At 67.6% G+C, this 25,037-nt stretch carries 21 protein-coding genes; 6 read left to right on the forward strand and 15 right to left on the reverse strand.

Annotated elements, in window-relative coordinates:
• The first annotated feature begins 41 nt into the window (after nucleotides 1-41).
• Nucleotides 42-806: a pentapeptide repeat-containing protein gene (locus ACIGJO_RS27675; RefSeq protein WP_399962585.1), complete on the forward strand. Its 765-nt coding sequence runs from the start codon at nucleotides 42-44 to the stop codon at nucleotides 804-806.
• A gap of 310 nt (nucleotides 807-1,116) precedes the next feature.
• On the opposite strand, the gene ACIGJO_RS27680 is transcribed toward ACIGJO_RS27675, so the two are convergent.
• The 15 genes from ACIGJO_RS27680 to ACIGJO_RS27750 form a co-directional block, all read right to left on the reverse strand.
• Nucleotides 1,117-1,665 carry a hypothetical protein gene (locus ACIGJO_RS27680; protein WP_399962587.1) on the reverse strand — a complete coding sequence of 183 codons (549 nt, stop codon included), beginning with the start codon at nucleotides 1,663-1,665 and terminating at the stop codon, nucleotides 1,117-1,119.
• Nucleotides 1,666-1,762: 97 nt separating this feature from the next.
• Entirely contained in the window at nucleotides 1,763-2,323 is a 561-nt protein-coding gene (locus tag ACIGJO_RS27685) for a hypothetical protein (protein ID WP_399962589.1), read from the reverse strand.
• A 196-nt stretch (nucleotides 2,324-2,519) separates the two neighbouring features.
• Nucleotides 2,520-4,796, reverse strand: a complete 2,277-nt coding sequence (locus ACIGJO_RS27690) for a hypothetical protein (RefSeq protein ID WP_399962591.1) — start codon at nucleotides 4,794-4,796, stop codon at nucleotides 2,520-2,522.
• 128 nt (nucleotides 4,797-4,924) lie between these two features.
• Nucleotides 4,925-7,348 carry a GTPase-associated protein 1-related protein gene (locus tag ACIGJO_RS27695; RefSeq protein WP_399962593.1) on the reverse strand — a complete coding sequence of 808 codons (2,424 nt, stop codon included), beginning with the start codon at nucleotides 7,346-7,348 and terminating at the stop codon, nucleotides 4,925-4,927.
• A 172-nt stretch (nucleotides 7,349-7,520) separates the two neighbouring features.
• A complete protein-coding gene (locus ACIGJO_RS27700) occupies nucleotides 7,521-8,411 on the reverse strand; it encodes a hypothetical protein (protein WP_399962595.1) in 891 nt (296 codons plus the stop codon).
• A 186-nt stretch (nucleotides 8,412-8,597) separates the two neighbouring features.
• Nucleotides 8,598-9,044, reverse strand: coding sequence for a hypothetical protein (locus tag ACIGJO_RS27705; protein WP_399962597.1), 447 nt, complete (start codon nucleotides 9,042-9,044; stop codon nucleotides 8,598-8,600).
• 89 nt (nucleotides 9,045-9,133) lie between these two features.
• Nucleotides 9,134-9,844, reverse strand: a complete 711-nt coding sequence (locus ACIGJO_RS27710; protein ID WP_399962599.1) for a vWA domain-containing protein — start codon at nucleotides 9,842-9,844, stop codon at nucleotides 9,134-9,136.
• Between the two features lie 70 nt (nucleotides 9,845-9,914).
• Nucleotides 9,915-11,171 carry a protein kinase gene (locus tag ACIGJO_RS27715; RefSeq protein ID WP_399962601.1) on the reverse strand — a complete coding sequence of 419 codons (1,257 nt, stop codon included), beginning with the start codon at nucleotides 11,169-11,171 and terminating at the stop codon, nucleotides 9,915-9,917.
• Nucleotides 11,168-12,163 (reverse strand): serine/threonine protein phosphatase, encoded by a 996-nt coding sequence (locus ACIGJO_RS27720; RefSeq protein WP_399962603.1) that lies wholly within the window; start codon nucleotides 12,161-12,163, stop codon nucleotides 11,168-11,170. The genes ACIGJO_RS27715 and ACIGJO_RS27720 overlap by 4 nt, the downstream gene beginning before the upstream one ends.
• 296 nt (nucleotides 12,164-12,459) lie before the next feature.
• Nucleotides 12,460-13,779: a hypothetical protein gene (locus ACIGJO_RS27725; protein ID WP_399962606.1), complete on the reverse strand. Its 1,320-nt coding sequence runs from the start codon at nucleotides 13,777-13,779 to the stop codon at nucleotides 12,460-12,462.
• Between the two features lie 65 nt (nucleotides 13,780-13,844).
• Nucleotides 13,845-16,067 carry a hypothetical protein gene (locus ACIGJO_RS27730; protein ID WP_399962608.1) on the reverse strand — a complete coding sequence of 741 codons (2,223 nt, stop codon included), beginning with the start codon at nucleotides 16,065-16,067 and terminating at the stop codon, nucleotides 13,845-13,847.
• A gap of 15 nt (nucleotides 16,068-16,082) precedes the next feature.
• Nucleotides 16,083-16,478: a hypothetical protein gene (locus ACIGJO_RS27735; protein ID WP_399962610.1), complete on the reverse strand. Its 396-nt coding sequence runs from the start codon at nucleotides 16,476-16,478 to the stop codon at nucleotides 16,083-16,085.
• Between the two features lie 193 nt (nucleotides 16,479-16,671).
• The gene (locus tag ACIGJO_RS27740; protein ID WP_399962612.1) at nucleotides 16,672-16,977 is read right to left on the reverse strand and encodes a DUF397 domain-containing protein; all 306 of its coding nucleotides are present in this window, start codon (nucleotides 16,975-16,977) and stop codon (nucleotides 16,672-16,674) included.
• A complete protein-coding gene (locus ACIGJO_RS27745; RefSeq protein WP_399962614.1) occupies nucleotides 16,974-17,840 on the reverse strand; it encodes a helix-turn-helix transcriptional regulator in 867 nt (288 codons plus the stop codon). The genes ACIGJO_RS27740 and ACIGJO_RS27745 overlap by 4 nt, the downstream gene beginning before the upstream one ends.
• Before the next feature lie 153 nt (nucleotides 17,841-17,993).
• The gene (locus ACIGJO_RS27750; protein ID WP_399962616.1) at nucleotides 17,994-19,232 is read right to left on the reverse strand and encodes a MarR family transcriptional regulator; all 1,239 of its coding nucleotides are present in this window, start codon (nucleotides 19,230-19,232) and stop codon (nucleotides 17,994-17,996) included.
• Nucleotides 19,233-19,766: 534 nt separating this feature from the next.
• Between ACIGJO_RS27750 and ACIGJO_RS27755 the strand changes: the two genes are divergently transcribed.
• The 5 genes from ACIGJO_RS27755 (at nucleotide 19,767) to ACIGJO_RS27775 (ending at nucleotide 24,888) form a co-directional block, all read left to right on the forward strand.
• Nucleotides 19,767-20,228, forward strand: coding sequence for an ATP-binding protein (locus ACIGJO_RS27755; protein WP_399962618.1), 462 nt, complete (start codon nucleotides 19,767-19,769; stop codon nucleotides 20,226-20,228).
• 446 nt (nucleotides 20,229-20,674) lie between these two features.
• Nucleotides 20,675-21,019, forward strand: a complete 345-nt coding sequence (locus ACIGJO_RS27760; protein ID WP_399962620.1) for a hypothetical protein — start codon at nucleotides 20,675-20,677, stop codon at nucleotides 21,017-21,019.
• Nucleotides 21,020-21,119: 100 nt separating this feature from the next.
• The gene (locus tag ACIGJO_RS27765; protein ID WP_399962622.1) at nucleotides 21,120-21,818 is read left to right on the forward strand and encodes an ABC transporter ATP-binding protein; all 699 of its coding nucleotides are present in this window, start codon (nucleotides 21,120-21,122) and stop codon (nucleotides 21,816-21,818) included.
• Between the two features lie 152 nt (nucleotides 21,819-21,970).
• Entirely contained in the window at nucleotides 21,971-23,998 is a 2,028-nt protein-coding gene (locus ACIGJO_RS27770; protein WP_399962809.1) for a permease, read from the forward strand.
• A gap of 41 nt (nucleotides 23,999-24,039) precedes the next feature.
• A complete protein-coding gene (locus ACIGJO_RS27775; protein ID WP_399962624.1) occupies nucleotides 24,040-24,888 on the forward strand; it encodes an alpha/beta fold hydrolase in 849 nt (282 codons plus the stop codon).
• Nucleotides 24,889-25,037 lie beyond the last annotated feature (149 nt).

Raw genomic sequence — 25,037 nt, forward strand, 5'->3', positions numbered from 1 at the left:
AGCACACATCCACCGCCACACCCCAGAACGAGGCCAAACCCGTGACCGAAACACCATCGCCGTTCAACGACCACAACACCGACACCGCCCGGCCGCCAGGTGACCCACTGACCCTGCTCGCCACCGAAACCGAACTGACCGGTCTCGACTTCACCGGCCTGGACCTGCGCCCAGCCCTGCGCCGCGATTCGCACCCCCGGACATTCACGCGCTGCACCTTCACCGAAGCCAACCTGCGCGGCGCCCAACTCGCCGAGGCCGTCTTCACCGACTGCACCGCCGTGACAGCCGACTTCACCGGCGCCCTACTCGATCAGGCCCACTGGAAGGGCGGCAGCGCCGCCGGCGCCAACTTCACCGACGCCGACTGCGGCGACCTCATCTGCGACAGCGTCGACCTGGCCAACACCAAATGGGGCGGCGCCATGCTCACCGACGCCACCTTCACCGGATGCCGCATGATCGGCGCCCGCCTCACCGGCCACCGCGGACTCGGCCTCAACCTCACCCGCTGCAACCTGGCCGTCGCCAACCTCAACGGCCTGAGCCTGCGCGGCACCCACCTCGTCGGCATCCGCTTCACCGACGCCGACCTCGGCGGCGCCGACTTCCGCGACTCCACCCTCGAAGACTGCCGACTTGCCGATGCCAACCTACGGGCAGCCACCTTCACCGACGCCGACCTACGCGGCGCCGACCTCGGCGAACTCACCCTCGCCACCGCCGCCCAGTTCCGCGGCGCGGCCATCTCCCCAGACCAGGCCGCCCAAATCTGCGCCGCCCTCGGCCTGAACGTCATCGGCTGATCCCCCATGGCAAGACAGAAAACTGGCCTCCCACACCTCTCCCATTCCGCCGCGTCCCAGCGGGCGCACCGGACGGTAGCGGTCAGCAAGTATCAGATCCCGGTCGTCCACAACCCCAAATTCCCCGGCGGTAAGCGGTTTTCACTCGGCAGCGTTGATCGTGGACCGGTCGGCCCGCGCCTGTGCCCGCCATGTTTCGGCGAGAACGAGAACCCCACCGGGCCGGCGCGCCCGAGACGCATGCCCGGAATCCCTGACTACGCTGCCGGGTTCACGGGGCTCGCACCGCGGGTTCGGTCCGAGGGCCGGGTCAGGCGCACTTGAGTTCTTTCTGGGCGGATGCCGTGAACTTCTTCAGGAGCTTCGGCAGCGCCTGGCGCTCGTTCTTGTCGCTGGATGCACGTACGTCGATACGCAGTTCCAGGTACTTCCCAGGGGAAGGGCCTGAATTGGCAGTGGGTTTGCACGCGAAGTAGGTAGCTGCTCCATTGTCCCAGACAATGCCCTTCTTTCCGATGTCGATGGGGTCGGGTTTCGCAGGGTCCCATGAACTCCACTCGATGAGCGTCTCATCCTCATGGAGTTCTGCGTAGGCGCTGAAACCCTGGTTGCCGTCGATGTACAAGTTGCAGCTCACCTGACGTGCACGATCGGTGAAGTAGAAGATATCGGATGTCTGGGTGGCCGTCTCTCCGGTGGGGAGGAGCGGTGACAATTCTTGAGGAGTCAGAAATCCCCAGCAGAACTCTTTCGGGAGTTGGGGGACGGACTTAGTCTCGTCTTCGGAGCATCCTGCTGTCACCGTAGCCAGGATCAGGGAAGCAGTGACAGCTGCTGCGGTCTTTATGAACTCACGCATGAATGGCTTGTCTTTTTCGAGAGGTCGTGGATATCAGGTCGCAACCGATAGAATCCGGGATGGGTCGGTTCCGCTGCTTCTTCATTTGGGGGCGTCGTCACTGGCACCCAAGTTTTGGCCCCGCGAACGCCACCAGCTTGCGCAGCAGTTCTGGCAGGATGCGGCGAATCTCCTTCTCCGGATTTTCCGTACTGAATGTGGTGAGGCGAAACTCGATGAACGAGCCGCGCCCGGAAGAGTCCTTGGGGGGTTCGCAGACGAAGTACGTGGCAGCTCCGTTGGGCCAGATGAGGCCCTTCTTGCCCACGTCGATCCTGTCGGGATTTTTCCCGGCGATGGAATCCCACTTGACCCACTTCTCATAGCTTCTATTCCAGGCCAGCACCTGGAATGAAGGCAGGCCATCGATGCGGATGGTGCACAGCGCTGTGGACCCTGGGGGCATGGGATTCGGGAGAGCAGTCGATTTCGTCAGCTCCAGAGCTTTCTTTCCGGCAGGGAGGAGGGGCGCCACGTCCTGTGATTCGAGGGCGCCCCAGCAGATATTCTTGGGTAGTTCCGGAACGGAACTTTTCTCGCCGGAGGAGCAGCTGGTCAGGGCTGTTGCCGCGATGATGGTGGTCGCGATTGCTGCGACGAAGTTGTTGATTCTGAGCACTATTGATCCCCTAGGTCAGAGAGTCGGCCACCAGTCATTCCCGCGCGACCTGTATGGGTGTGGGACGAGAACATTTCTTTCGTGAACGCCGCGAATTTTTCCAGAAGTTTCGACAAGCTGCCACGCTTGGTTTCTTCGCGGGACATTCTTCGGCGGCCGCCGTGATTCTTTGGGTCGGTGAATGGATCGCGCGTTGCTAAGGATGGGTCGAGGCCGCCAGGTCGCGTCCGACGGCGTGGGCGTTCGCGGTCTCGGTGGAGGCGGAGCCTTTGTATTCGTTGTACTGCTCGGGTGTCAGACCCGCTGCCTTCCCGCCTGTGACAACAGCGTTTGCTGCTGCCGCCTTGGCCGACCCTTCACCTGTTGCGTATTCAGCGCCTGATTCGAGGCCGGCCTCTTCCAACGAATCCAGTTCTGCGCTCTCCACCACGGAGTCGGCGACGTCTTCCTGGATCCAGGTCACCACGTCGCCGGCCACAGGAACCATCTCGAGATACTTGGCTCCTACAATGTCAATGACGCGATTTGTCCACTTGGCGTTGTCTTCGACGCCCTTGCTGTACTCCGACTGCTCGTGCGTCTTCAGCTCGTGAATCGCATGTGTCCTCGCCTCGGTCATCATTCCCGCGATCTCACCACCCGGATGCACCGCATTCCTCACCGCTTCTCCCATGTCGGCATGCCTCTCGGGATGCTGGAACGCGTCGCTCACCAGTGCCGTCGTGTACGCCTGCTGGGCGTGTGAGATCGCGCCGTACGCCTGGGGGTCCTGGCCGACCGATCCGAGGAAGCGGGCCATCAGGGCCTTGTCGAAGTCGGCCGGGACTCCGAACGGCTTGATCTGGCCCGCCGCGTTCTCGGCGGTGGCCTGGAGGTCGGGCATGTATTCCGCGGCCATGGCGCCGAATCGCGGGGCGAGGACGCTCAGGGGGCCGGGTGGGTCGCCCGCCTTGGCCGAGACCAGTTCTGGGTTGGTGCCGATCTTCTCGACGACCTTTTCCATCACCTGGCTCATGTCCTTGGTGTGCCGCACCGACGGTGCGTCGTCGTCGCCGGGTACGCGGCCCGTGACGGCCGCTTCCAGGGCGTTGCCCATGGCCGTCTGGCCGGGGGTGTGCTCGCCGTCGAGCGTCGTGTCGTACCAATCCGCCGTGGGCTTCTTGTCGAGCAGGTAGTCGACCACGCTCTGTGCCTTCTTGCCCTCGGTCTCCTTGTCCGAGAGGGTGACGATGCCGTCCTTGTCGGTGTCGTCGCGCAGGTTCTCGTTGAAGAGCTCCGCCGATGCCCCGGGGTTGTTGCTCAGGGCTTCCATGAGGCTGGTGATCGGATTGAACCCTCTGCCGCCCTCGCTGCCGAGGTTGAGGGACATCTTCTGGTCGTACGGCAGGCTTTCGGACCAGATCTGCGGGTTCTTCCTGTCCATGGCGATCATGTCGCGGCCGACCGAGGTCAGGAACTGCTTGTCGTACGTGCCCTCCCGCAGCAGCGATCCCAAGGCCTGGTAGCCGTACACCTTGGCGTTGCCCGCGAAGCTCGAAACGTCGATCTCCTTGCGGCCCGCCTTCATGAGCTGGGTGGTCCAGGTGGCGTCCAGATGGTTCGGGACCGATGGTGTGGTGGCGAGGCCGAGCATCGATCCCATGTCGCTCTGGATGTTGCGGACCATCGCTGCCCGGTCCTGGCCGGCGGGGCCGAGGGACGTGGAGTCCAGCGACATCCGTGTGTACGCCTCAAGGGTCCCTTCCGCGCCCAGCTTCCGGTAGAAGCCGGTGGCGAACTCCGGGTCGTCGCGGTTGTCGTCGATGACCTCTTCGAGCTTCCGCAGCGCTTCGACGTTGCGGGCGGTGCCGCCTTCCCCTGTCGCCTGCTTCAGCAGCGCGGCGGCGCGGTCGACCTGCTCCGCGTCGAGGCTGGTGTACTTCGGCGAGCTGAAGTTGTGTTCGTCCTTCACGTTGGCCTCAAGGGCCAGCTTCAGGGACTCGTCCGGGTCGGAGCAGTCCTCGACGATGCGGTCGATCTTCTTCTGCAGGGTCGTGACAGCGGTCTTCTGCTTGCGCAGGGCCTCCGGATAGTCCGGATCGTGGCGCGCCGCCGTGTCGGTCTCCAGGTCGTGCCGGGGTGACACCTTGCCCGCCGCGCTCACGACGACACCCGTGGCGGGAGCCTCGTCGTCCCTGAGCCGGACCAGCTCGTCCTTGGCGAACTTGAACGATGTGTGTGCGTCCGCAAGGACTAACTTGATGCCCCGGGCCTGGGCCGCCGCGTCCTCGAACTCCGTGGCGGTCCTGGTGATGAAGGACTTGGTGACGCCCGCGTTGACGCCCTCCCGCTCCGCCTTGTCCGCCTTGGCTTTCATTCTGTTTCGGGCGTCTTCGGCGAGCTTTTCCAGCTTGGAAAGCATTTCCGCCCAGTCATCGACAGCCGCCTTGAGCTTTTCGACCGGCGCGTTGACGACGTCGTCGTATTGCAGCACGTATCCCCCCGGCGGCCTGCTTGAAGGTCAATGGGTGCGTGGCCGCCACGCGTCAGACTAGCGACGCGTGGTGCCTGGAATACGCAATTGCAATGTCACAGCCACCGTTCCGGCGATTCCGGCTGGAATCAGCCCCTGCGGACGCGCCCCGCGATGCGACGGCCGAGCCGGCCGAGGGTGCTGGACCGGTTCCAGTCGCGGAACGCGTCGGCCCGGCCGCTGCTGCCCGCGCGCCCGACGGCCGCCTCGATCTCCGATACTCCGGCCGTGGACAGCGCACGAACCGCAGGGCGCAGCACCTCGTCCAGAAGGGCCTTCGCGGTCGTGGTCCAGGCGCGGCCCGCGTGCGGATGGGAGGTCCAGACGTTGAAGCAGTCGGCCGCGTACGCGGGGTCGGCCCTCAGGCGTGCCCCGACGGCTGCCGCTCGGGCGGCCCGGTCGTAGGCGGCGATGAGGTCTCCGTCGTCGCTGTGGACGAAGGCGTACAGCTCCGCCTCGGGCCGGTCCGAGGCCAGGAGACGGTGTACCAGGGCTCCGAACGCGTTCTCCCGGACGGCGGGTTCCACCGGTTCCGCGAGCGTGCAGAGCGAACGCGCCCGCTCGGCCCAGCCGGGATCGGCGATGCCGGAGCGCACCTCGCGCGCGAAGTCCAGGAGAAGGAGCGCACCGCGCACCCGGCCCTGGATCTCCTGGGGGAAGGCGCGCAACAGGTCATGGGCGAACGCGGCGGCGTCCTCCTCGTCGGCGGGCGCCCCCAGCACCGCGTCGACCAGGCACGACCACGTACCGGCCGCACGGTGGGAGTCCGAGGTGGCCGCGTCCAGCAACAGCCGGGCCTCACCGATCGTCGGCGCCCGGTCCCCCCACACCAGCCCTGCGGCGGTCCGCAGCACCAACGGCTCGGCGAACGGTGACATACCGGCCGCCCGCAGCACCCGGTGCCACACGGCCGCCCGGTCCCCGCCGAGGGTCGCCCGGGCCCCGCCCGCCTCGGCGCACATCCTCAGGTGCGGCAACGCCTGCGACCCCGTGAACGGCAGCGCCACCCGCTCCAGCAGCCGTTCCACCGCCCCCGGGTCGTCCGGCGCGATCCGGTCCAGGGCGCCGAGCAACGCCGTACGGACGTCGAACTGCTCGTCCAGCAGCTCCAGCAGGGTGGGCGCGAACTCCTGGGACCGCTCATCGGCCAGCAACGCGGGAGCCAGCCTGCGTACGACGGTCGGCAGCAGCTCCGCACAGTCCACGTCGAGCAGCCGGGCGACCCGCAGCAACTGCACGGTCCGTGTCACATCGCCGTCGGCACCCGTACCGGCAGCGGACAGTTCGGCCAGGATCTCCGGACCGAGCACGGTGGCGATGGCCTCGCCCTCCGGCCCGGAGAAGGCGGCCCGGCGGGGAAGCTCCAGCGAGCCGTTGCCGCCGCGCACCGCCTCGGTGACCAGCATCGCGGCCAGGGGAGCGGTCGTGGTGACCGGGGCACGGCCGTCGAGTGCGCCGAACAGTCTTCCCGCAGCGTCGAATTCGGGTCCGGTCCGGTCATCGATCCCGGGCGAGGTCAGGGCGTCCACGAGCTGCCGGGTACGTTTGGCGTCCAGCGCGTAGGGCCTCTCGGCGGCCCAGTCGGCGGCGGCCGCCCGCTCGTTCGAGCCGAGCGCTATGCCCGCGCACAGAGCGATCACGGCGGGCGGACCGGCGGCGAAGGGCTCCCCGGGCAGCTCGCTCGCCTCCCGGAACAGCTCCGGCGCCCGGCTCCGCCAGATCCGGGCGGCGGTCTCCGCCCAGGCATCGTCCGTGACCACCGGCGGGCGCGACCCGAAGCACGTGTGGACACGCAATCCGCCGTCCGCCAACTCCCGTGCGTCCTCGGGCAGTACGCCCATGACGTGATGCGGGGAGGTACCCGGACGTCTGGTGTACGTGGTGTACGTCAGCCGCTCCGCGCTCCCGCCCGGCAGTACGGCCCCGGCCAGCGCGACCCACCGCGCGACATCGGCACTCTGCCGCTCCACGAGGACGACCGGCGGCGATCCCGGCCCCTCCTCGCTCACCCGGCGCAGATCGGCGAAGACGGCGGCCAGCCAGGGACTGCGGGAGACGGCGAAGTCGTCCAGCCCCTCGCGCACCGGGCCGGGGCCGGGCGGCAGAGCACTGAGCGGGTCGGGTATCGCGCCGCCGGGCGTCACGGACACCCAGCGCGGGGATCGCCACGCCTCGATCGGCAGCCGGTCGCCCGGCAGCCGCGCCCCGGCGGGCAGATGCACCGCGTGCGCGTGGAACCGTACAGGAACGGAGCCCGTACCCCGTACCGCCACCGTCCGGCAGACCAGCCGGCCTCCGTCGGACAGCGGGGTGCAGCTGAAGGCCTGGGGGAGCGAGCGAAGTTCGTCATCGGTCGGCAGGTAGGGGGCCTCGCCCGGAAGCTCGTACCCGAGGTACGGCTCGATCTCCGTGAGCAGCGCCGCCGGAATGCCGGACCCCACGGAGGTGAACCGGCCGCTCGCCCCCTCGTCCCCCGGCGCGGCGGAGGTGTAGTGCAACTGTTCAAGGCTCATCTGTCGGCCCTCATCGTCCCTGCCGCGACCGGTCCCCGTACCCACCCATCCCGCGACCGGGTCGGGGGGAAGTCCGCAGCCGCGTGGGGGCGACGCTATCAAGGACATCGGTGCTCCCGGACCCTCCGGCGATTGGGTACCTCGCGCATACCGAGCAGGGATATCACCACGGTCAGGAAGGAGAGGGCTCACTGATGAGTGACTCCCGGCCGATCCTTGTCCCGTTTTCGTAGATCGTCACAGTGTCGCCCTTGATCCGGTAGAGGTATGGATCGTTGCGCGCTTCGTAGCCGTCCGGGATCTCCTCTGCGGGCATCGCGATACCGGGTTCACGCTGATCGCTGAATTCGCCGTAGTAGTAGAGATCTTCACTGCTCGTACGGCAGATCGTGATCTGTTTGTTCTTGGTGCGGAACGCCTCGACCAGTTCTGCTCCCTGGCCGGAAGGGATGGCCTCGGAGATCCTCTCCGGGCAGGTCCCGGCGGTGGGTGACGCCTGAGTGCGGGAGTCGGGACTGTCCGCGTCGAATGGCGAGGAGCCGTCACAGCTGCTGGCCGCCAGGGGAAGCAGGAAGAAGACGGCGATCGCTCCGAGACAGCCGAGACCGCAGCCCTTGCCCTTGCTCGTCTTCTTCGGCGTCCGGTAGAAGGGTCTTCCCGGCGGAACGTAAGGCGGGACGTACGGGGGAACATATGCCGGGGCGGTCGGCGGCGGGGCGGCGGCGGGGGTGGCCGGTGGAGGGGCGTACCCAGCGGTTGCCGAGGGGTAGAAGACTTCGGCCGGTGGTGGCTTGGGCCGTGTGGCCCCACGGAGCGTTGCTTTGCCGTCGGACGGCGAACCCGGTCCGGCAGAGGTTCGCTTGGTGGCGGTCGCCTTCGGCGTCGCAGTGGTCTTCTTGGCGGCGCCGGTGGCGGTGGTCTTCTTGGCTGTGGTGGACTTCGCCGCAGGCTTCTTGGCCGCTGGTTTGCGGGCCGGTGGCTTCTTCGGGGCGGCCTTCTTGGTGGCCGCCTTCCAGCCGGTGCCACACGCCAGGCAGTTCAGATCCTCACGCAGATTGTTCACGTCGCACTTGAGACACGTCCAGTCGCCCGGTGGCCGGGCGGACGGGGGCTTGCGGGCGGCGGGCGTGCTGCGCGCCGTATCGCATGCCTGGCATGCCTTTGCGGCACCTCCGTTGAACTCTTCGCACGCCGTGCAACGCCAGTTGGCCCCGGCCACCGGACGACCCCCTTCTCTCTCGGTTTCCCCTCAGGAAGCCGTGTCCGTCATGATCCGGTCGAGGATCTCCGCGTGCAGGTTCTCGGAGTCCGTGTTCACCGGGGAAGCGATCCAGCGACTGCTGTCACGCGGGACGCGCCGCACCGTGTCTTCCTGGTCCGCATCCTCGGTATCCACCACGATGCGGAACTGGTTGCGCAGCTGGTCCATGAGTATGGCGGCCGAGGACACGTAAGGTTCAGGAACGTCCAGCCGCACCATGAACATCCCGGATGCACGGGCGTTCACCCGCAGGTCCGCCCGCATGTCCGTCGAACTCACTCCCGCCGCCTCGCTCAATTCCCGCCGAAAGTGGAACAGGAACTGCAATGAGCCGTCCTCGCGGTGGGCCAGGGTGCGCAGCGACGTCAGGCAGTCGGCGGAGACATCCAATGTGCCGTAGCCGTACAGGTTGAAGTGGAACTGCCGGTCGGTCACTCGCATTTCGAGGTCCGGAAGTTGCAACGTCATGGACCGTGGACGGGCGTCACCACGCACGGCCGGCTGCTGGTGATCGTTTCGATGCATCACAGGCTGTTGGCGATCGTTTCAATGATCTCGTCCATTTCGAACTCCTCCAGCCCCTGACCAGCCTTGGACTCGAAGTGCAGGGTCAGATCCCACTCCTCGGCGATGGGGTCCTGCCACGGCGCTCCTTCCGGGGCGAACAGCACCAGTCGCTTGGCGGACTGCTCCATCACCGCCGACTGACTGCGCGCGTACCCCCACTGCTCAAAGAGCTCGTCCATGCTGCGAGGGATGCTCGACGGATAGCTCTGGGAGCTCGCGCCCACCGTGCCGAGGGGGTGCGCGGGTGCGTCGGTGAACATGACCACGACGTGCCGACGGCGGTCGAGGCCCTTCTCCCACGGGGAGTTGATCGCCAGGGCGAGTGCTTCGAGCCCCGACTCGGGGATGTCTCCGCCGCCTCCCGCGTCGATGCCCCGTACAAATGTCTCGAAGTCCCTCGACTGGTCGGGCAGTACCAGGAAGTCGGTCTGCTCGATGGCGTCGTCGGGGTTGTCCCCGAAGTCGCGGAAGGCGATGACCTTCAGGCGCAGCTGGCTGATGGCCTTGCCCTTCTTCGCCATTACATCGTTGAGCCGGTCGTGGAACTGGAGGGCGCTGGTCTTTACGGTGTCCAGGACCGGGAACATGCTGCCGGTCGCGTCGATGCACAGCACGATGTCGACGGCGTACTGCAAGTTGCCCTGGTACTGGTCACTGTTGGCATTCACGGTGGGTTCTCCTGGGAGCTGCTTCGGTGCGTGGGTTGCGGTCTGTCTGTCTGTTCGCCGGCTGTTCGGATCAGGGCTTGCGGCGGTCGCCGAGATTGATGCGTACTCGCGACCTCTTCGCGGATGTGGATGCGGATGTGGAAGCGGATGTAGGTGTGGATGTGGAGGCGGAGCCTTCGCCGTCACGCCTCGATTCCTCGGCGCCGGGCGGCGCCGGAGCGGGAACATGAGGCGAAGCGGGAGGAGGAACCGGTTCGGTGACCGGTTTCGCGGCAGCGGATGCGGAGCGACCCCAATTGGCCCGGATACGGCTGACGCGTGCGGCGGAGCCGTCAGCGGGAGTCGGACCCGCGCTCGCCGCCCCGGTGCCGGGCGTCCCGGCCGGGGTCGGCGTCTTGGGCTTCGTACCGGCTGACGTACCCGGGCGCCGGTGTACCAGGGCGCACACTTCCGGATCCTTGAGCGCCCTGAGATACGTGGCCATGCGAGGGCGGTTCCTCGGATCGAGCGAGGTCATCGCCCTGATCAGCCCCTGCATCGAGTCCGAGAGGCGCGCGTCGAGCGTCAGTGATTCACCCGCGTTGACCGCGTCGGCGGGGGATCCGAACCTCGTGCTGTGTCCGGGGAGACTACCGGTCAGGTAGTAGTGGGTCATCAGCCCCAGGGCGAAGACGTCGACTGCTGTCGTCAAGTGCTCCGGCGACACCGACTCGTCCTCCTGGACGTACCGGCGCCACTCGGGTGCCCCGTACAGCGAGTCGCCGGCGACGTCCTGACGTCCGGGCGGACGCCCCGAGAGGTAGGAGTCGTCGAAGTCGATGAGCTTGGCGGAGTAGAAGGCGGCCGCTTCGCGCTTCTGGATCAGCACATTGAGCGGCTTCAGGTCGCCGTGCACCACATCGATGTCGTGGAGGAGTTGGAGACTCAGCGCCAGAGTCTTCAGCAGCACCGCCTTCTGACGGGGCTCCAGGGACTGCGGTTTCTCCAGGCTGGAGGTGTCGATCCGGTCGGTGACTTTGTAGTACGTGCTGCCTTCATGGAAGAAGTCCGTGGCCAGCACCAGATTTCCGCCGCCCCGGGCCCCAGGACGGAGCCGCTTCATGAGGCCTCGGTGCCGGTCCTCGAACTCCTGGCAGACCTCCAGCCGGATACGTTGGCTGGCGGCACTCGCGGTGGAACCTTCGCGGGGCCGCTTGGGTTCAAGGAATCGTTTGAGAAAGAACTGACCGCCGCCCTTCTCGGCGAACGCCCACATGCATTTGCCGCCGTTGGCGTTGGTCGGTTCGCTGACGATGCGGTACCCCGCGATCTCGTCGCCCAGCTTCATGCCTGCTCCTCCTGCGCCGTCGGCAGGTATGCCGCGTAGTCCGTGCGGTAGTCGTGCCAGGTGCGGTCCTGCCAGGTCCGCACGGTCGTGGCCTGGTCGGCCCGCGTGGGACGGTCCTTCGCGCAGAACGTGGAGATGTGCCCGGCGCGTTCCTCGAAAGCGGTCCGCAGTGCCGTGAAGTCGGCGTGCCCCACGGCGACAAGGGCCAGAGAGGCGTCGTCCGCCGTGTAGGCCTGAACCTCCCGGCGGATCAGGTCGGCCCACTCCGTCGCGTTGTTCGCCCGCAGCAGCGTGGACAGCAAGGTGTCCTCGAAGTCGGCGGGAGTGTGAACGTATCCGAAGAACCCGTCCGTCGCGGCCAGCAGCACGCTCGGCATAGGGAAGTCGAGATCTTGCTCCTGGATGAAGAACTCCCGGTCCGCGCAGATGGTGTTCGTCATCGGTGGGTCCGACCGCAGCAGTTCCAGCGCGTCGCTCTCCTCGGTGTGGTCGCGGGTCAGTACCTGGAGTCCCACGTCCGGGCTCAGCAGATAGGCGCGTGAGTCACCGGCCCACAGCGCCTTGCCCTCAAGCTGCATGTCCGGCCCGAGCCGGTACTTGACCGCCGCCAGCGTCGTGGGCAGCTGCCTCCTCATCCGGCCGACGATCTTGCTGCGCCGTTGTGGTGCCCGCTCGTGGAAGAAGTCGAGGAAATCCTTGAGGTGGTCGGCTTCGGCAGGTTCGTCGGCCGAGGTGATCTCCTGGAACCAGCAGTCCGTGGCCAGGTGCGCGACGCGCGCTCCCACCCAGGCACCCGTCCGCTGGTCACCGTCCGGCGCCTGCCAGGCTGGTGAGGAACCCGAACCCCCCGATCCGTCGAAGACGCCGATCAGCCCCCGTCGCGTGTCGACGTGGTACACGTTCAGCGGTTCGGCGTCCTCACCACGACCCGGTACACGCTCCGTCCATACGGCCAGGACGTGCAGCCCGGTCCTGTCCTCGCCCCAGATCATCCTCGGCACCCGCGCGGGTGCCGCCGCAGCCGGTGGCGGATGTCCCGAAGAGGCCCGGTCCTGCGGTGCCGGCGTGGAGGCGGAAGCGGCTGTCGCTGTGGCTGGTGCGGCTGTAGGGACACCGCGTCCCTGGCGCGCGCCGGTACCCGCAGATGCTCCGGCTCCCCCGTACGAACCGGGAGGCAGTGAACGACGCGCGGTGACGTCGCCACGCGAGATGTCGCCGCGAGCGGTGGGCTGTTCGCGAGAGTGGCGGGCGCCGGACCAGGCATCGGGCCTGTTGTGGTGCGGGTTGGTCATGAAGGTGTACCGCCGTCCCTGTTCTGCCGCTTGGCGGTGCCTCGCACCCGGCTGACACGCGCCGGCTGTTCCGGGGCCGGTGCACTCGACGGAGCCGCTGGCGAGCTCGATGGAGCCCCGGTCTCCCGCGAATCCTGAGGCCTTGAAGTCCGTGAGGTTCCGGAGATACGTGACGGCCGGGAGGCTGCCGCGCCGCGCTCCGGAGCAGGGCCCGTCGCCCGTGGCTCCGGGCGGACCGGCGGCGGCGTCGTCGGGGAATCCGGCCGGATTGCCCCCGCGCTCGGCGGCACGGGTTCGTCCTCCGGAGGAGTGACCACTGGCATCACCACCTCGCCCCGTAGCGGTGGCCTCGCACGGCCTCGCCTCGGCCCTGCCCCGCTTCCCCGGGTCTCCGCCGCGCGTTCTGCGGAGGCCGGGGCCGATGAGGGATGCTCGTCCTCCGCCTCGCGCCCCGCGGAGAGTACGCCGCGCAGCCGGCCGCGCCGCACTCCACCGGACGGCCGGTCCCCGCCCCCGAGGATGCCGTCGATCACGGCACGTTCGAGTTCGGTCTGCTCAAAGGGCTCCCGGTCGCCGTCTCCCCGCTCCAGCACCATGCGTAGAGTCTGGAGGTTCGCCTCCCGCTGCTCGGCCTCGCCCTTCTCGATCCACTCGAGTGCCGCACGCGGCCCCTCCCGCTCCATGATCCCGGCGATGATGCCCTCCACCCCCTCATCACGCATCAGGTCCAGGTGGCGCCGTCGGCGCATGCCGTCCAGTCGGGTCTCGCGCTCGACATCACGGAACGCGCGCCCACTGGTGGCGATCTCGTCCTCGTCGACCAGGAGCTCGACCTGGACGCTGCGCAGCCGTACGGCAGAGTCCCCCTCGAAGCTGCGCAGTGACGCGTTCAATGCCCGCTCGGCGTCGTGGAACTCAGCGATGTCGTACTCACGGGAGACACCGCGGAGCATCTTGCGCAGCGCTCCGTGCAGAGCCCCGCTCATATCGCGGATCCCGCGCCGGACGACCTCCGCTGGATCACCGACCCGGCACACCAGATCGACTCGACCGCGGAACGAGAACGAAGGGTCCCTGCTCAACAGGGGAATGTCGAGGACCAGCCGGTGCTCGGTCATATCGACGGTGTACACGCTCTGATACGAGCCGAAGCGCGCGGCCGGAATCTCCTCGCCCGGCAGGATGGTCAGCGCTCGCCCTTCGTCCGGCACCAGCACCAGCGCCCGGCCGGGCACCGGAGGACGCAGCGGATTCATCAGCCGCCAGCGCGGCACCGGCTGGCTGTCCAGTACGGGGTTGTACGTCAGTTCCTCCACCGTTCTCCTCTCACATGCTCCACTCACACCGGATCGCTCAGCGACGTACCTCCGACCGCTCGAATTCAGCGATCGAGCACGCGGGCCAGTTCGGCCGCGTGGGCGGAGGGGGACTCCTTGTCGGAGGCCCACTTCGACAGCCACCAGAAGAGTCGCTCCCGGTGCTTTCCCGGGGCTCCCGCGATGTCGAGCACCAAGGTGCGAAGAGCTGCGCGGCCGCCCGGGGACGCGTCCGCATGGGTGTCGATCCACACCCGCAGTGCCTCAAGTGCTGTTTTCTGTACGGGTTTGCGGGCCAGTGCGCGCGCCCAGAGCTCCGCGAGTGCGACCCGGTGGCGGGGGAAGGAGCTGAGCAGCACCGGCACCCCGTCCACGGCGTCGGCCGGTCCCAATCCGTCCGGCGACACCGACGCGTACGGAGTCGAGACGGCGAACACGAACGACGACAGGGTCTTGAGAACCAGGGGAGAGGTGTCCTGCGGCCGCGACCAGTCCAGGTAGGCGGCGAGCACCTCGGCGGTACGTCCCTGGTGGATGAGATGTACTCCGCTCCAGGCCACCGGCGTGAGCGTTCCCCAGTCGTCGCCCCGGTCCAGGGCGCTGCGCAGCAACTCCAGTGCCCGGACCGGCGCGTTCCGGCCGAACAGGCCACCCACCGTGTTGGCGGCAGTGCTTGCCAGGCGCCGCTCGTACGCGGAGTGACCGCCGCGCGCCCATTGGTGCAGCAGTTCCCAGACAGGTTCCTCGGTGGCGGGCGTCGAACCGGTGACTCCGAGAGCGGTCGCGGCGGCCTGTCGCACGGGCCAGGACGGGCTTCCCGCCCAGGACTTGAGGAACCGGTGGATCGCGTAGTGGTAGTCGGCGCGCGCCAGTACTCCCGCCGAGACAGCGGCTTGGGCCCTCACCTCAAGGTCGGCGTGCCGGAGCAGCCGCCGCAGCCACTGGAGCACCGCTTCCCGGCGGCCGTCGAGGGTGGTCCACGCGTAGGTGAGCACCGCCTGCCGTACGAGGGCGCTCCGGAATCGCACTCTCGGCGATCCGGGCGGTTCCCCCGGTCCCGGGAACACCAGCTCGATCCAGGGCTGGTCATGTGCCAACCGGTCCCGGAAGCGGACGTCGGGCGGGGCGATATCCACCGGCGACAGGTCCTTGCGGAGACCGACCGCGGCGTCGGCGACGGTGAGGTAGCCGCTTCCTTCCAGGACGGCGACGGCCATGGCGAACGCGACCGCTTCCGGCTCATGATGGGTACGGAACCACGTGTACACCTGCTCGCTGGGGTCGCGCAGCGCGGCAACCGCCGCCGCAAGGTCACCGCCTGCGGTGATCACCGAGGCGAGCCGCGCCGCCTGGGCGGCCTGAGGCCGCTCGCGCAGGGCGGTCACGGCGCCGGAGGTCCTGAGCAGGGCGGACAACTCGGCCTTTCGGTCGGGATCACCGCTGTGACCCAGCACCCGCCGCTCAAGGAGAGCGACCGGGTCGACCGGGTCGAGGCCGTGCCGTGCGATGTCCTCACCGCCGTGCCCGTACACGGCGGCATCCAGTCCGGGCCCGCCGACGAGTACGAGATGGGCCTCCGCCGCCCGCAGTTTCGAGGCCGCACCGGTCAGTGCCCGCGCCATCGTCTCGGGCAGCCCGTCGTCCAGCACGGCGAGGCAACCGCTGTGATCCGCCGGGGGCTCCCAGTCCGGCGCGGCGATGGACAAGGGGTCGAGGATCAGGTGGCAGCCGCCGTCCTCCGCGCCGTTCAGGGTCAGCGCCTCAGCGAGCAGATTGACTGCGGCGGCGGTGCGTCCGCTGCCCGGCGGGCCCGACAGCAGAAGGAGGTGGCGGGTGCGCAGGGACTCCAGGGCATCGTCGTAGCACTCCGGGTGCACATACAGTTCGGTGTGCGCCGCGATCTCGTCCTCGGTCAACCGCACCGCTGTGCCGTTTCTCGTACCCGGACCCCCGGCGGAGGCAGACCCGCCGCGACCGCCCAGGTTGAAGGCACCGCCGAAGCTCACCGAGTCGTTGAAGAGCGCTAGGGTGCCGATGGTCGTGCCCGCACCGTCGGCATTCAGCCGCTCGGCGATCCGGTCGGCGATGGCTCCGGCACGCAGCGCCTCGGCCCGTTCTGCTTCGCCTTCGCCCCCGCTGGTGAGTGAACGCAGGGCGTCCGACTCACTGACCGGCCCGTCCTCGTCCGCCGCGCCACCGGCTGTTGACTCGGGCGTCTCCCCAGGGGTGGCCGGTTCGGGCCTGCCCGACGTGCGCACCGCTTCGTCCGGCGGTGTTTCCTCGCTCATGGAGTCTTCAGCCCGTCAGGAGATGTTCCAGTCGCCCTTGATCTCCACCTTCTCGTTGAAGACCTGGGCATTCTTGATCACTGCGGCATTGACCTGGGCCTGGCCGCCCTGCGCGGCGACGGCCTCGTCGACGGACCTGCGGATATCGGCCTCGAAGTCCCGGTCGCGGAGCATGTGGGCGAGCACCATGCGCTGCAGCTCGTCCTGGGCGGCCGTATCGCCGGGGCTCTGCTGCACCCGGTCGAGAGCCCCTTCAGCCTCGGTATCCCCGCGGAATCTGGCCCGCATCCGCTCGATGAGCCGGGCGCTCCCGCTCCACCCCGAGCGGCCCGCTTCCTGGCCGGCGGATTCCAGCGCGCCTTTGACGATCAGCGCGACTCCGGCTACGGCGGCAGCCGTGATCGGATCCATGTGCTTTCCTGCTTCCCCGTTTTCAGCAGACAGGGTGCCGACCCTAGAGGGTGCGAAGCAGGGTGGCGAGTGCTTTCGCCACCCTGGTCCGGAAGTCGCTCTTGGTGATGGCCAGGACTCGCTGTAACGGGCTGCCCGATCCGGCGGACCGACGGTCCGGTACCGACGAAAGCGGGCCGTGGATCCGCGTGGATCAGCCCTGCGTGGCGTACGCGAGGAAGGTCGTCCAGGTGGGGGAGGAGAGGGCGAGCTGCGGGCCCTCGGTGACCTTCGAGTCCCGGACGTGCACGGTGCCGGGGCAGGTGGCGACCTCGACGCAGGAGTCACCGGAACTGCCGCTGTGGCTGGACTTGTGCCAGTCGGCGGCGACCTCGACGCAGTCGTCGCCGGAACTGCCGCTGTAGCTGGATTTGTGCCAGGAGAGGGCGACCTCGACGCAGCTGTCGCCGTCGCTGCCGCTGTAACTGCTCTTGAACCAGGCCAGGTCTGTGGTGTTCATAGCGCTCCTCGCATCTGCCGCAACAGGCTCAGGGAGTACTCCAGGGAGTGAGCCTGTGACCGCATCCTGGCATATCGCATCAGGTAGGTGCTGACCACTTGGGGATCGGACATGAGTTGCCCGCTCTTCTGTCCCTCGGAATAGCCGAACCAGCGGTGGTCCGGACTCTCGCAGAGCTGCAACGGACCGTCCATCCCGGCGTGGTCATGTCGTACCAGTGGCATCAGCTGGATCTCGACGTTGCGCAGTTCGGCGAGCTCGATGATGTGGTCGATGAGGTCACGAGTGACCTCGGGCCCGCCCATCTGCCGCAGGAACAGATGCTCCTCGACGATGAAGCTGTAGGCGGTGTTGGGCCGCTCGTGCAGCAGGCGCTGCCGTTGCGACCGGGTCGCCATCTGCGCCCCGATCTGTTCGTCGTCCAGCGGAGGGAGCCGGTTGACGAACAGCGTCCGGGTGTACGCATCCGTCTGCAACAGTCCCGGAATCAAGCGGCATTCATACGTGTTGAGGCTGAGCGCCTCCGCTTCCAGTCGCGCCCACACCCGGAACCAGCTGGCCAGCCCCGGACGCCGTGAGAGGTGCTTCGCCGCTGCCCTGATCACGCCGAACGCGTTCAGTACATCTTCCGCCCGGTCCACGAACGCGGGCGGTGGGAAGCGGCGGCCCTGTTCGATGGAGGCGATGGTCGGCACCGAGTACCGCACCAGCGGCGCGAACTGTTTCTGTGTCAGCCCGGCTCGCTTCCGGAAGGCCTTGACGACCTCACCGAACGCCTTGAGGCTGTCGGTGGCCTCCGGCTCGCCGCTTCCTCCCGTGGCTCCGCCGGTCATTCCACCCGTACCGCCCGCGATGTCCGTCATACCCGTTCACCTCTCGCGCCTGTCCCCAACCGCACCCAACTCGTTTGATCCATCGTCACGTTGTGTGACCCGTACTGTCCACCGTGTGCACCCGTACGCTGACGGAGCGTACGGGTTCCAGAGCTGGGCAGAGCGCGTGACGGGATGTCATGGTCACGGGATTCTGGTCAGGACGCGCAGGTGTCCGACAAGGGCGTGGACGTCCCGCGCGGCGATGGCCTCGGCGGCCGGATCGGGGGCGGGCCCGGGGGCGCTCTCCGGGCCGCCGGAGGGGGCGGGGCGGCAGGCGCGGCAGAGGCCGTCGGGGAGGGCTTCGGGGCGGCCGGGCGCTCCGCACTCGGTGCACTCGACCATGGTCCGGCGTACCGCTTCCAGCGCCGGTGCCGGGGAGGCGGGGGAGGTGGTGGCGGCCATGGCGGTCGCGGGCAGGCGGGGCGGCATCTTGTCGTGCAGGCGGCGGCGCACGAAGCCTCGCGGGACATTGACCACGTCGGGGAGCCCGGAGGTGAGGGCGTGGATGAGGTGATCCGTACTCACGCCTCGCGCCAGCCAGGCGGCGGCCAGTTCCTCCAGCGCCGCGCAGTCGGCGGCGGAGAGAGCGAGCCGGGGTTCGGTCCGGCCGAGCAGGGCGAGGGCGACGTACGCGGGCGAGGGGGATTCCGGGGCGGGGAAGTCGGAGTGGGAAGGGGAGAGGGGGAGGGAGGGGGAGGAGGAGCTGGAGGTCGGGGAGTTGGCGGCCGGGGCTTCGGCTGCGGGTGGGGCCTCCCGTGTGGGCGGGGCTTCCCGCGCGGGAGGGTGGGGCGGCGGCGCCTCGTCGGCCCGTGTTTCCTCGCCCCGTGCTTCCCCGCCCGGCGGCTCCTCGGCCTGTGTTTCCTCGCCCGGCGGCTCCTCGGCCTGTGTTTCCTCGACCGGCACCCAATGCGGTGGGGGAGCGGCTTCGGGAGCTGCTTCAGGAACCGCCTCGGGGGTGCACTCGGTGGAGAGGTACGCGGTCCACCACTCGTTGTCGCGGGCGGTGCGGGACCAGAAGGTGCGGAAGACCCAGCGGACCTGCTCGCCCTCACCCACCGGACGCCGGACCCTGCGCAGGTGGCCCGCGACCGAGAGCGCCGTGAGTGCGGTGCTGACGGCCTGCTGGCCGTAGAAGGGGAGCTGTTTGGCGAGGCTCTTGACGTTCATCGCGGCGCCGTCCGGCAGCCGGTCGACGAAGGCGGCGATGTAGCGCTCCCGCTCCGGCAGTAACAGGAAGTCATCGGCGCGGCGGGGCGCCTGGCCGGGGGTGGATCGCTTGCCGTAACCGGGCTTGGCCATCGGGTTCGAGGGCGAGGACGCGGGGTTCGGCGGCGAGGATGCGGGCGCGGGCAGCGCGGCGCTAAAGTTCTCTGAAGCCACGAGATCGGTTCCTGATCTTGGGGTGAGACCCCGGCCCGGTGCGCTAACACCGTGTCGGGGTTGTTTGGTTGTGTCGGCACCGTAAGCAGTCGCGATGAGGCTCCGCAAGTTGGTCCCGATTAGTCGTACTTGCTCGCCGTGACGGGTGGGGAGGGAGGGTGGTATCTCCCCAACCCCCTTTCTCTTACCTTCGGTTGAAGAAGGGTCTCGAATCCCGAACCCCGAGTCCCGGCGCCCGGAACCCGGGTCTCAAGCTTCGGGGAAGCGCTGGGATTCGTGCACACGAAAGAGTGAGGGCGTTGTCATGAGTTCCGTGGCCGAGTCTCGTGGTCCGAGTCTCGTGTCCCGAGCCTCGGAACTTGAGCCGCGAGCCCCGAGCCCCGAGCTTCGGGCCGGTACCCGGCGGGCCACGACGCAACCACCGTATGGTTACGGTCTGTTGCGCCTACTGCTCACCCTGCGTACTCGTACGCAGATCTCGCGTACGCCCTGCCGATCTGGTGAGGCGGTACGCACCGGCGCCACGCTCGTCGTATGGAAGCAACCTCCACCACCCCCCACCCGGTGACCGCCCGTGAGTTCACCCAGCGGTTCAGCTCCACTCCGCGAGGCGCCCGCCTGGCCCGGCGCCTGGCGCTCCAGGCGCTGGACAGCTGGGGCATCCCGTACGCCGGTGATGTGTCCGACACGGCGGCACTGCTGGTCGCCGAGCTGGCTGCCAATGCCGCGACGCACGGCCGCGTGCCCGGCCGTGACTTCGGAGTGACGCTGACCCTCACCCCGTCCGGGCCCGCCCGCAGTACCCTGCGGATCGAGGTCTCCGACACCCGGGGCGAACAGCGTCCACCCGGCCCCGGACACCTCGCGCCGCCTTCGGCCGACGCGGCCTCGGGCCGAGGGCTGATCCTGGTCGAGGCGCTGGCCGACCGGTGGGAGGTGATCGACCGCCTGCCTCCCGGCAAGACGGTCCGCGCGGAACTGGACCTGCTGTACTGACGCCCTGTGTACGCGGAGCCCCCGAAGGAGGTTGCTGCGGATCTCGGGTCAATCCTGAGACGCCGCGCAACTGGCTCCGGGCAGCTGGCGTCCGGCGTCCGGGCTCCCATTCCGGGCCCCGATGGCCGCCGCGGAGAGGCCGGCGGTGACGCCGCTGGGGGCCTCTCCGCGGCGGCGTTGTCCGCGGAGCTCCCGAGGGAATGCCCGTGCCGGTTGACCGGGGCGACCGCGTCGGCTTGGCGCACCGCGTGCCCGGCGGGGAGCTGACGCTTGGGGCGGTGCTGGCGCGACTGTGGGTGGATGCGGAGCTTCCTCTTCTGTCAAGTGATGTATGCCACACCGAGAGTGATGTTCAGGTAACGGGATCTTGCACCCCACGTGATGATCTGGTGAACCGGGCGGCACATGAGCCGCACAGGTCACTTCAATAGGGGGAGGGAACAACTATGCGCAGAATCAAGGCGATTGCCGCGATATCCCTGGTCATCGGGATCGGGGTGCCCACCAGCACCGCGATGGCGCTCGACGCCAAGGGGGGTGGTGTCACCGCGACCAGCCCGTGGAACAACGACAGCGGCCTCATCTCCGTCTACGACGGCAGTGACGACGGCGACTCGGGCAAGGCCGAGTACTACCGCCAGGACAGTCCCGGTACTCTGCGCACGCTGTGGAACCAGAGCGGCTACAAGACCCGCGTGATCTCGGGCGACGGCTCGAAGGTCATCAAGTTCAAGGCGTGCGACGACAACGATTGGGACAGCGACGACTGCTCCGGGTGGAAGGCTCCGTAACCGGAGTTACCGCTTGAATGCCCGTCGGGCAAACCGTGCCACGGTTTGCCCGACGGTCCCTTTTCGCCTCTGCTCGCCTCCTTCCAGATATGGATGTGCTGTGACCCGCACCCCTCCACCGGGCGGTGGTCTCCAGATCGAGGGCCTGACTTATCAGGTCGGAGACCGCGTACTCCTCAACGACGTCAGCCTCACGGTGGATCCGGGGAAGTCGGTGGCCGTCACCGGACCCAGCGGATCGGGCAAATCAACACTGTTGATGTGCGTGCTCGGCCTGATCAAACCGGCCTCTGGCACGATCACGGCAGGAGGGCACCGCCTTACAGGACTTCTGCCCGGCGCATTGACCAAAGCCCGCCGCAAACACCTCGGTATGGTCTTCCAGTTCGGTGAGTTGCTGCCCGAGCTGACACCAGTGGAGAACGTGGCTTTGCCCATGCTTCTCGATGGAGCTGACCATCATCGCGCCTACGAGTCCGCCACCCGTCTTCTGGAAGAACTCGAAGTGCCCCACGGCAGTACCCCTACGGGCATGCTCTCGGGAGGAGAACGCCAGCGCACGGCAGTGGCCCGTGCTCTCATCGCGGAGCCGGCGGTGCTTCTTGCCGATGAACCCACCGGTGCCTTGGACCCCAAGGCGCGCGAGAACGTGGCCGAGCAACTGTTCGCGATCTGCCGCGAGCGGAGTTGCGCGTTACTGGTCGTCACCCACGATCCCGCGGTCGCCGATCGCGCGACGGAGGAGCTCCAACTCCAGGAGAGCGCGCTCATCTCGGTCGAGCGGGGGGTGCGCGCGTGACGGACCGGCACACCCCTCTCCGTCGTCCCGGACAGCTTTGGATTCAGCTTCTGCGGATCGGGCGGGCCTCGGCACGCACCACGCCGGGAACGAGGCTGCGCATGTGGGCCCTCATGGCGGCCTCTGGAGCTCTTGCACTGACGGCCTTGGCCATGATCACTACCAGTGCGACCTTTGACGGCCGCACCCAGCGCGATGCTGCTCGAGGCCCCCTTCTGGCCAGCAGCGCACAACAGGCCACAGCTCTGTGGAAGGAGGCCATCGATGCATTCGGCGAGTCACCGCACAGCATCATTTACATCGAGCCCCTCGCGGCTGACACGCCTCCGCCACCGGGTCTCGCTCGCTGGCCACAGCCAGGCGAGGTTTTCCTGTCTCCAGAACTTGCCCGGGCGGCAAGGGACAACAACAGCATCGACCGATACGGCAGTTACGCCGGGGTGATCGGCAAGGAGGGGCTAAGGTCCCCCTCTGAACGAATTTCCTACGCTCGCCCCACTCATCCGCCAGCCAACCCCACGGCAGCATCCTGGCAGTACATCACGGGCTTCGGTCAGCTCTTCCCTATGAACCAGGACATCTACCCCCACACCAAAGGGGAGACCATCGGAGTCATCGGGGTCCTGATGGTCGTGCCGGCCTTGGCTTTGCTGGTCGTGGCCACTCGGGTCGGATCAGCAACCCGGGACCGCCGAAGTCGCCTCGTCAACGCGCTGGGGGCTTCCTGGGCACACCGGGCGGTGATCAACGTGGGGGAAGCCTTTACCCCGGCTGCCATAGGGGCACTGTTGTCCCTCATCCCTGCCGCCGTACTGCTGACCACCGACGTGCGACTGCCCTTCACCGGCTACGTCGTCAACGCTGCTGACCTGCGCCACGCGTGGCCGCAGCTGATTACCTCACTTATTGCCTCGCTGGTTCTGACGCTGCTACTGGTCGTGATCCTCCACCGGGTCCAACGAACGAAGACGGCCACGCGACCCAGCACTTCATCCTCGCACCTGCCGAAGTGGCGCCTGGCCTTGTGTGTAACCGGCATTCTGGCAATCGCGTTCAGTCAATACGCCCCAAAGGGGCCGGATGTCGTGGTCTTCCTGTCCGGAACCGTCCTGATGTGGGCGATGCTGCCGTCAGCGATCACCATGCTGAGCGTCGCCAATGGAAAACGAATCGCCGCAAGTGGATACCACAAGGGGAACGCGGGACGCCTCATTGCCGGTCGCTGGACCGCAGCCCACCCCGGGGTACTTGTCAGGCTCTCCGTAGTCTTCATCATCGGCATCGGTCTCATCAGTCACCTCCAGGTCTGGAACAGCCGGCTGGGAGACAGCGCTGCCGCCGCCAAGCAGTTGACTCAACGTGTGGGGGACACCCTTTTCACCGTCTCAAGCAGCAACCTCACGCCTCGCGTTACCGAACAGCTCTCGCAGGCCCTTCCTGGCGGGACACATCTGCTGGCAATCACCGCCCACCCCGAAGGTGACCACCCCCGCATCGACTTGGCCGGCACCTGCCCCGACCTCAAAGCGCTGCGCTTGCCCTGCCTGACAACTGCCCAGCCGGTTACCACGAAGGACCCACGGCTGGAAGAACTGGCCAGCCCCTACAACGGGAACCTCACCGTCCAGGCCGTCAAGGGTGCATTGCCCGCCGGGCGTGCCAATCAATCGCTGATAGTGACCGCCGACGAGCCTGGGCATCAGGCAGAAATCGAGAAATCCGCCTATTCTGTACTCCCTGGCATCAACGTCGAAACGCCCGGCGAATCCTGGGTAATCGGCTCCGAACAGAAAAACCGACTCAATAACTGGCTCTATCTTTTCGGCGGGGCGGGTTTGGCTCTGCTACTGGTGACAGGGCTGATCAGCGCTTCCGCTGAGTTCGTACGCATCAGGACAGGGCTAGCGCCCCTCAGCGTCCTCGCCGGAAACAACCGCGTCTTCCGCACCATTGCTTTGTGGTACCTGACGGTGCCATTGCTCATCTCTACAGGCATCGCAACATTCATCACCAACTGGCATTCTTTGTTCTTTGTCATCTCTTTGCGAGAAGGCAAGTTCTCCTGGCCCGTTTTGATCACTGCAGCCACTGGCTTCGCACTGGCTGCAGTGGCCATCGGCCTCCTCGCGGCACACTCGGCGCGCCGTGCTGCACCGTCCTGGCGCCCTGAATCCGACTGACCTCGCCGTTTCAGTCGTCGCCGCAGGCCTACGTTGGAGCCATGACCGAAGTTCAGCTTTCCGCGGGCGTGGTGGAGTACGAGGACACGGGCGGCGACGGCCCGGTGGTGGTCCTTCTGCACGGTGTCGCCATGGACGGTTCGCTGTGGCGCAATGTCACCGGTGAACTCCGCTCGTCCGGCCTCCGGTGTGTCGTGCCGACCCTGCCCCTCGGCGGACATCGTCGGCCCATGCGCCCCGATGCCGACCTGTCGGTGCTCGGGGTGGCCCGGATCGTCGCGGAGTTCCTCGACGCACTCGAACTCCAGGACGTCACCCTGGTCATGAGCGACTGGGGCGGGGCGCAGGCCCTCGTCGCGGACGGGCGGGACCGGCGGATCGGCAAGCTGGTGATCACGTCCTGCGAGGCGTTCGGCAACTTTCCGCCCGGGCTGCCCGGCGGCAATCTGTACGCCGCGGCCAAGGTGCCCGGGGGCCTGAAGGCCGCCTTCGCACTGCTGAAACTCAAGCCGATGCGGCGGCTGCCCGTCACCTGGGGATGGATGAGCAAGCGGCCCGTACCGCATGAGGTGATGGATGCCTGGTTCCAGCCGCTGTGGTCGTCGCGCGAGATCCGGCGCGACCTGCGCTCCTATGTCCTCGGCGTCCCGGCCAAGGCTGAACTCCTGCGATGGGCCGAGCAGTTGCGTACCTTCGACCGGCCCGCGCTCGTCGTATGGGCGACCGAGGACAAGGTCATGCCGCCGGAGCACGGGCGGCGGCTGGCGGACCTTCTTCCGCAGGGAAGACTGGTGGAGGTGCCTGACAGCTACACGCTCATTCCGGAGGATCAGCCGCTCGTGCTCGCCGCACACATCCTGGCGTTCCTGAAGGGCGATGGCGGCACGTAAGCCCTGTCCCGCCCCCCGGAAATGTCATGTTCCCGCAACGTCCGCGTAACCGGGTTCTGATGCTGCAACAGTTCGGTACCGCCCGCCCCACGACGCCATCCCGATCGTATGATCGCCCCGGTGTCGATGACGTGAGGGCGGTAACTCGT

Source organism: Streptomyces sp. NPDC079020 (genome assembly GCF_044542225.1).
Classification (GTDB): domain Bacteria; phylum Actinomycetota; class Actinomycetes; order Streptomycetales; family Streptomycetaceae; genus Streptomyces.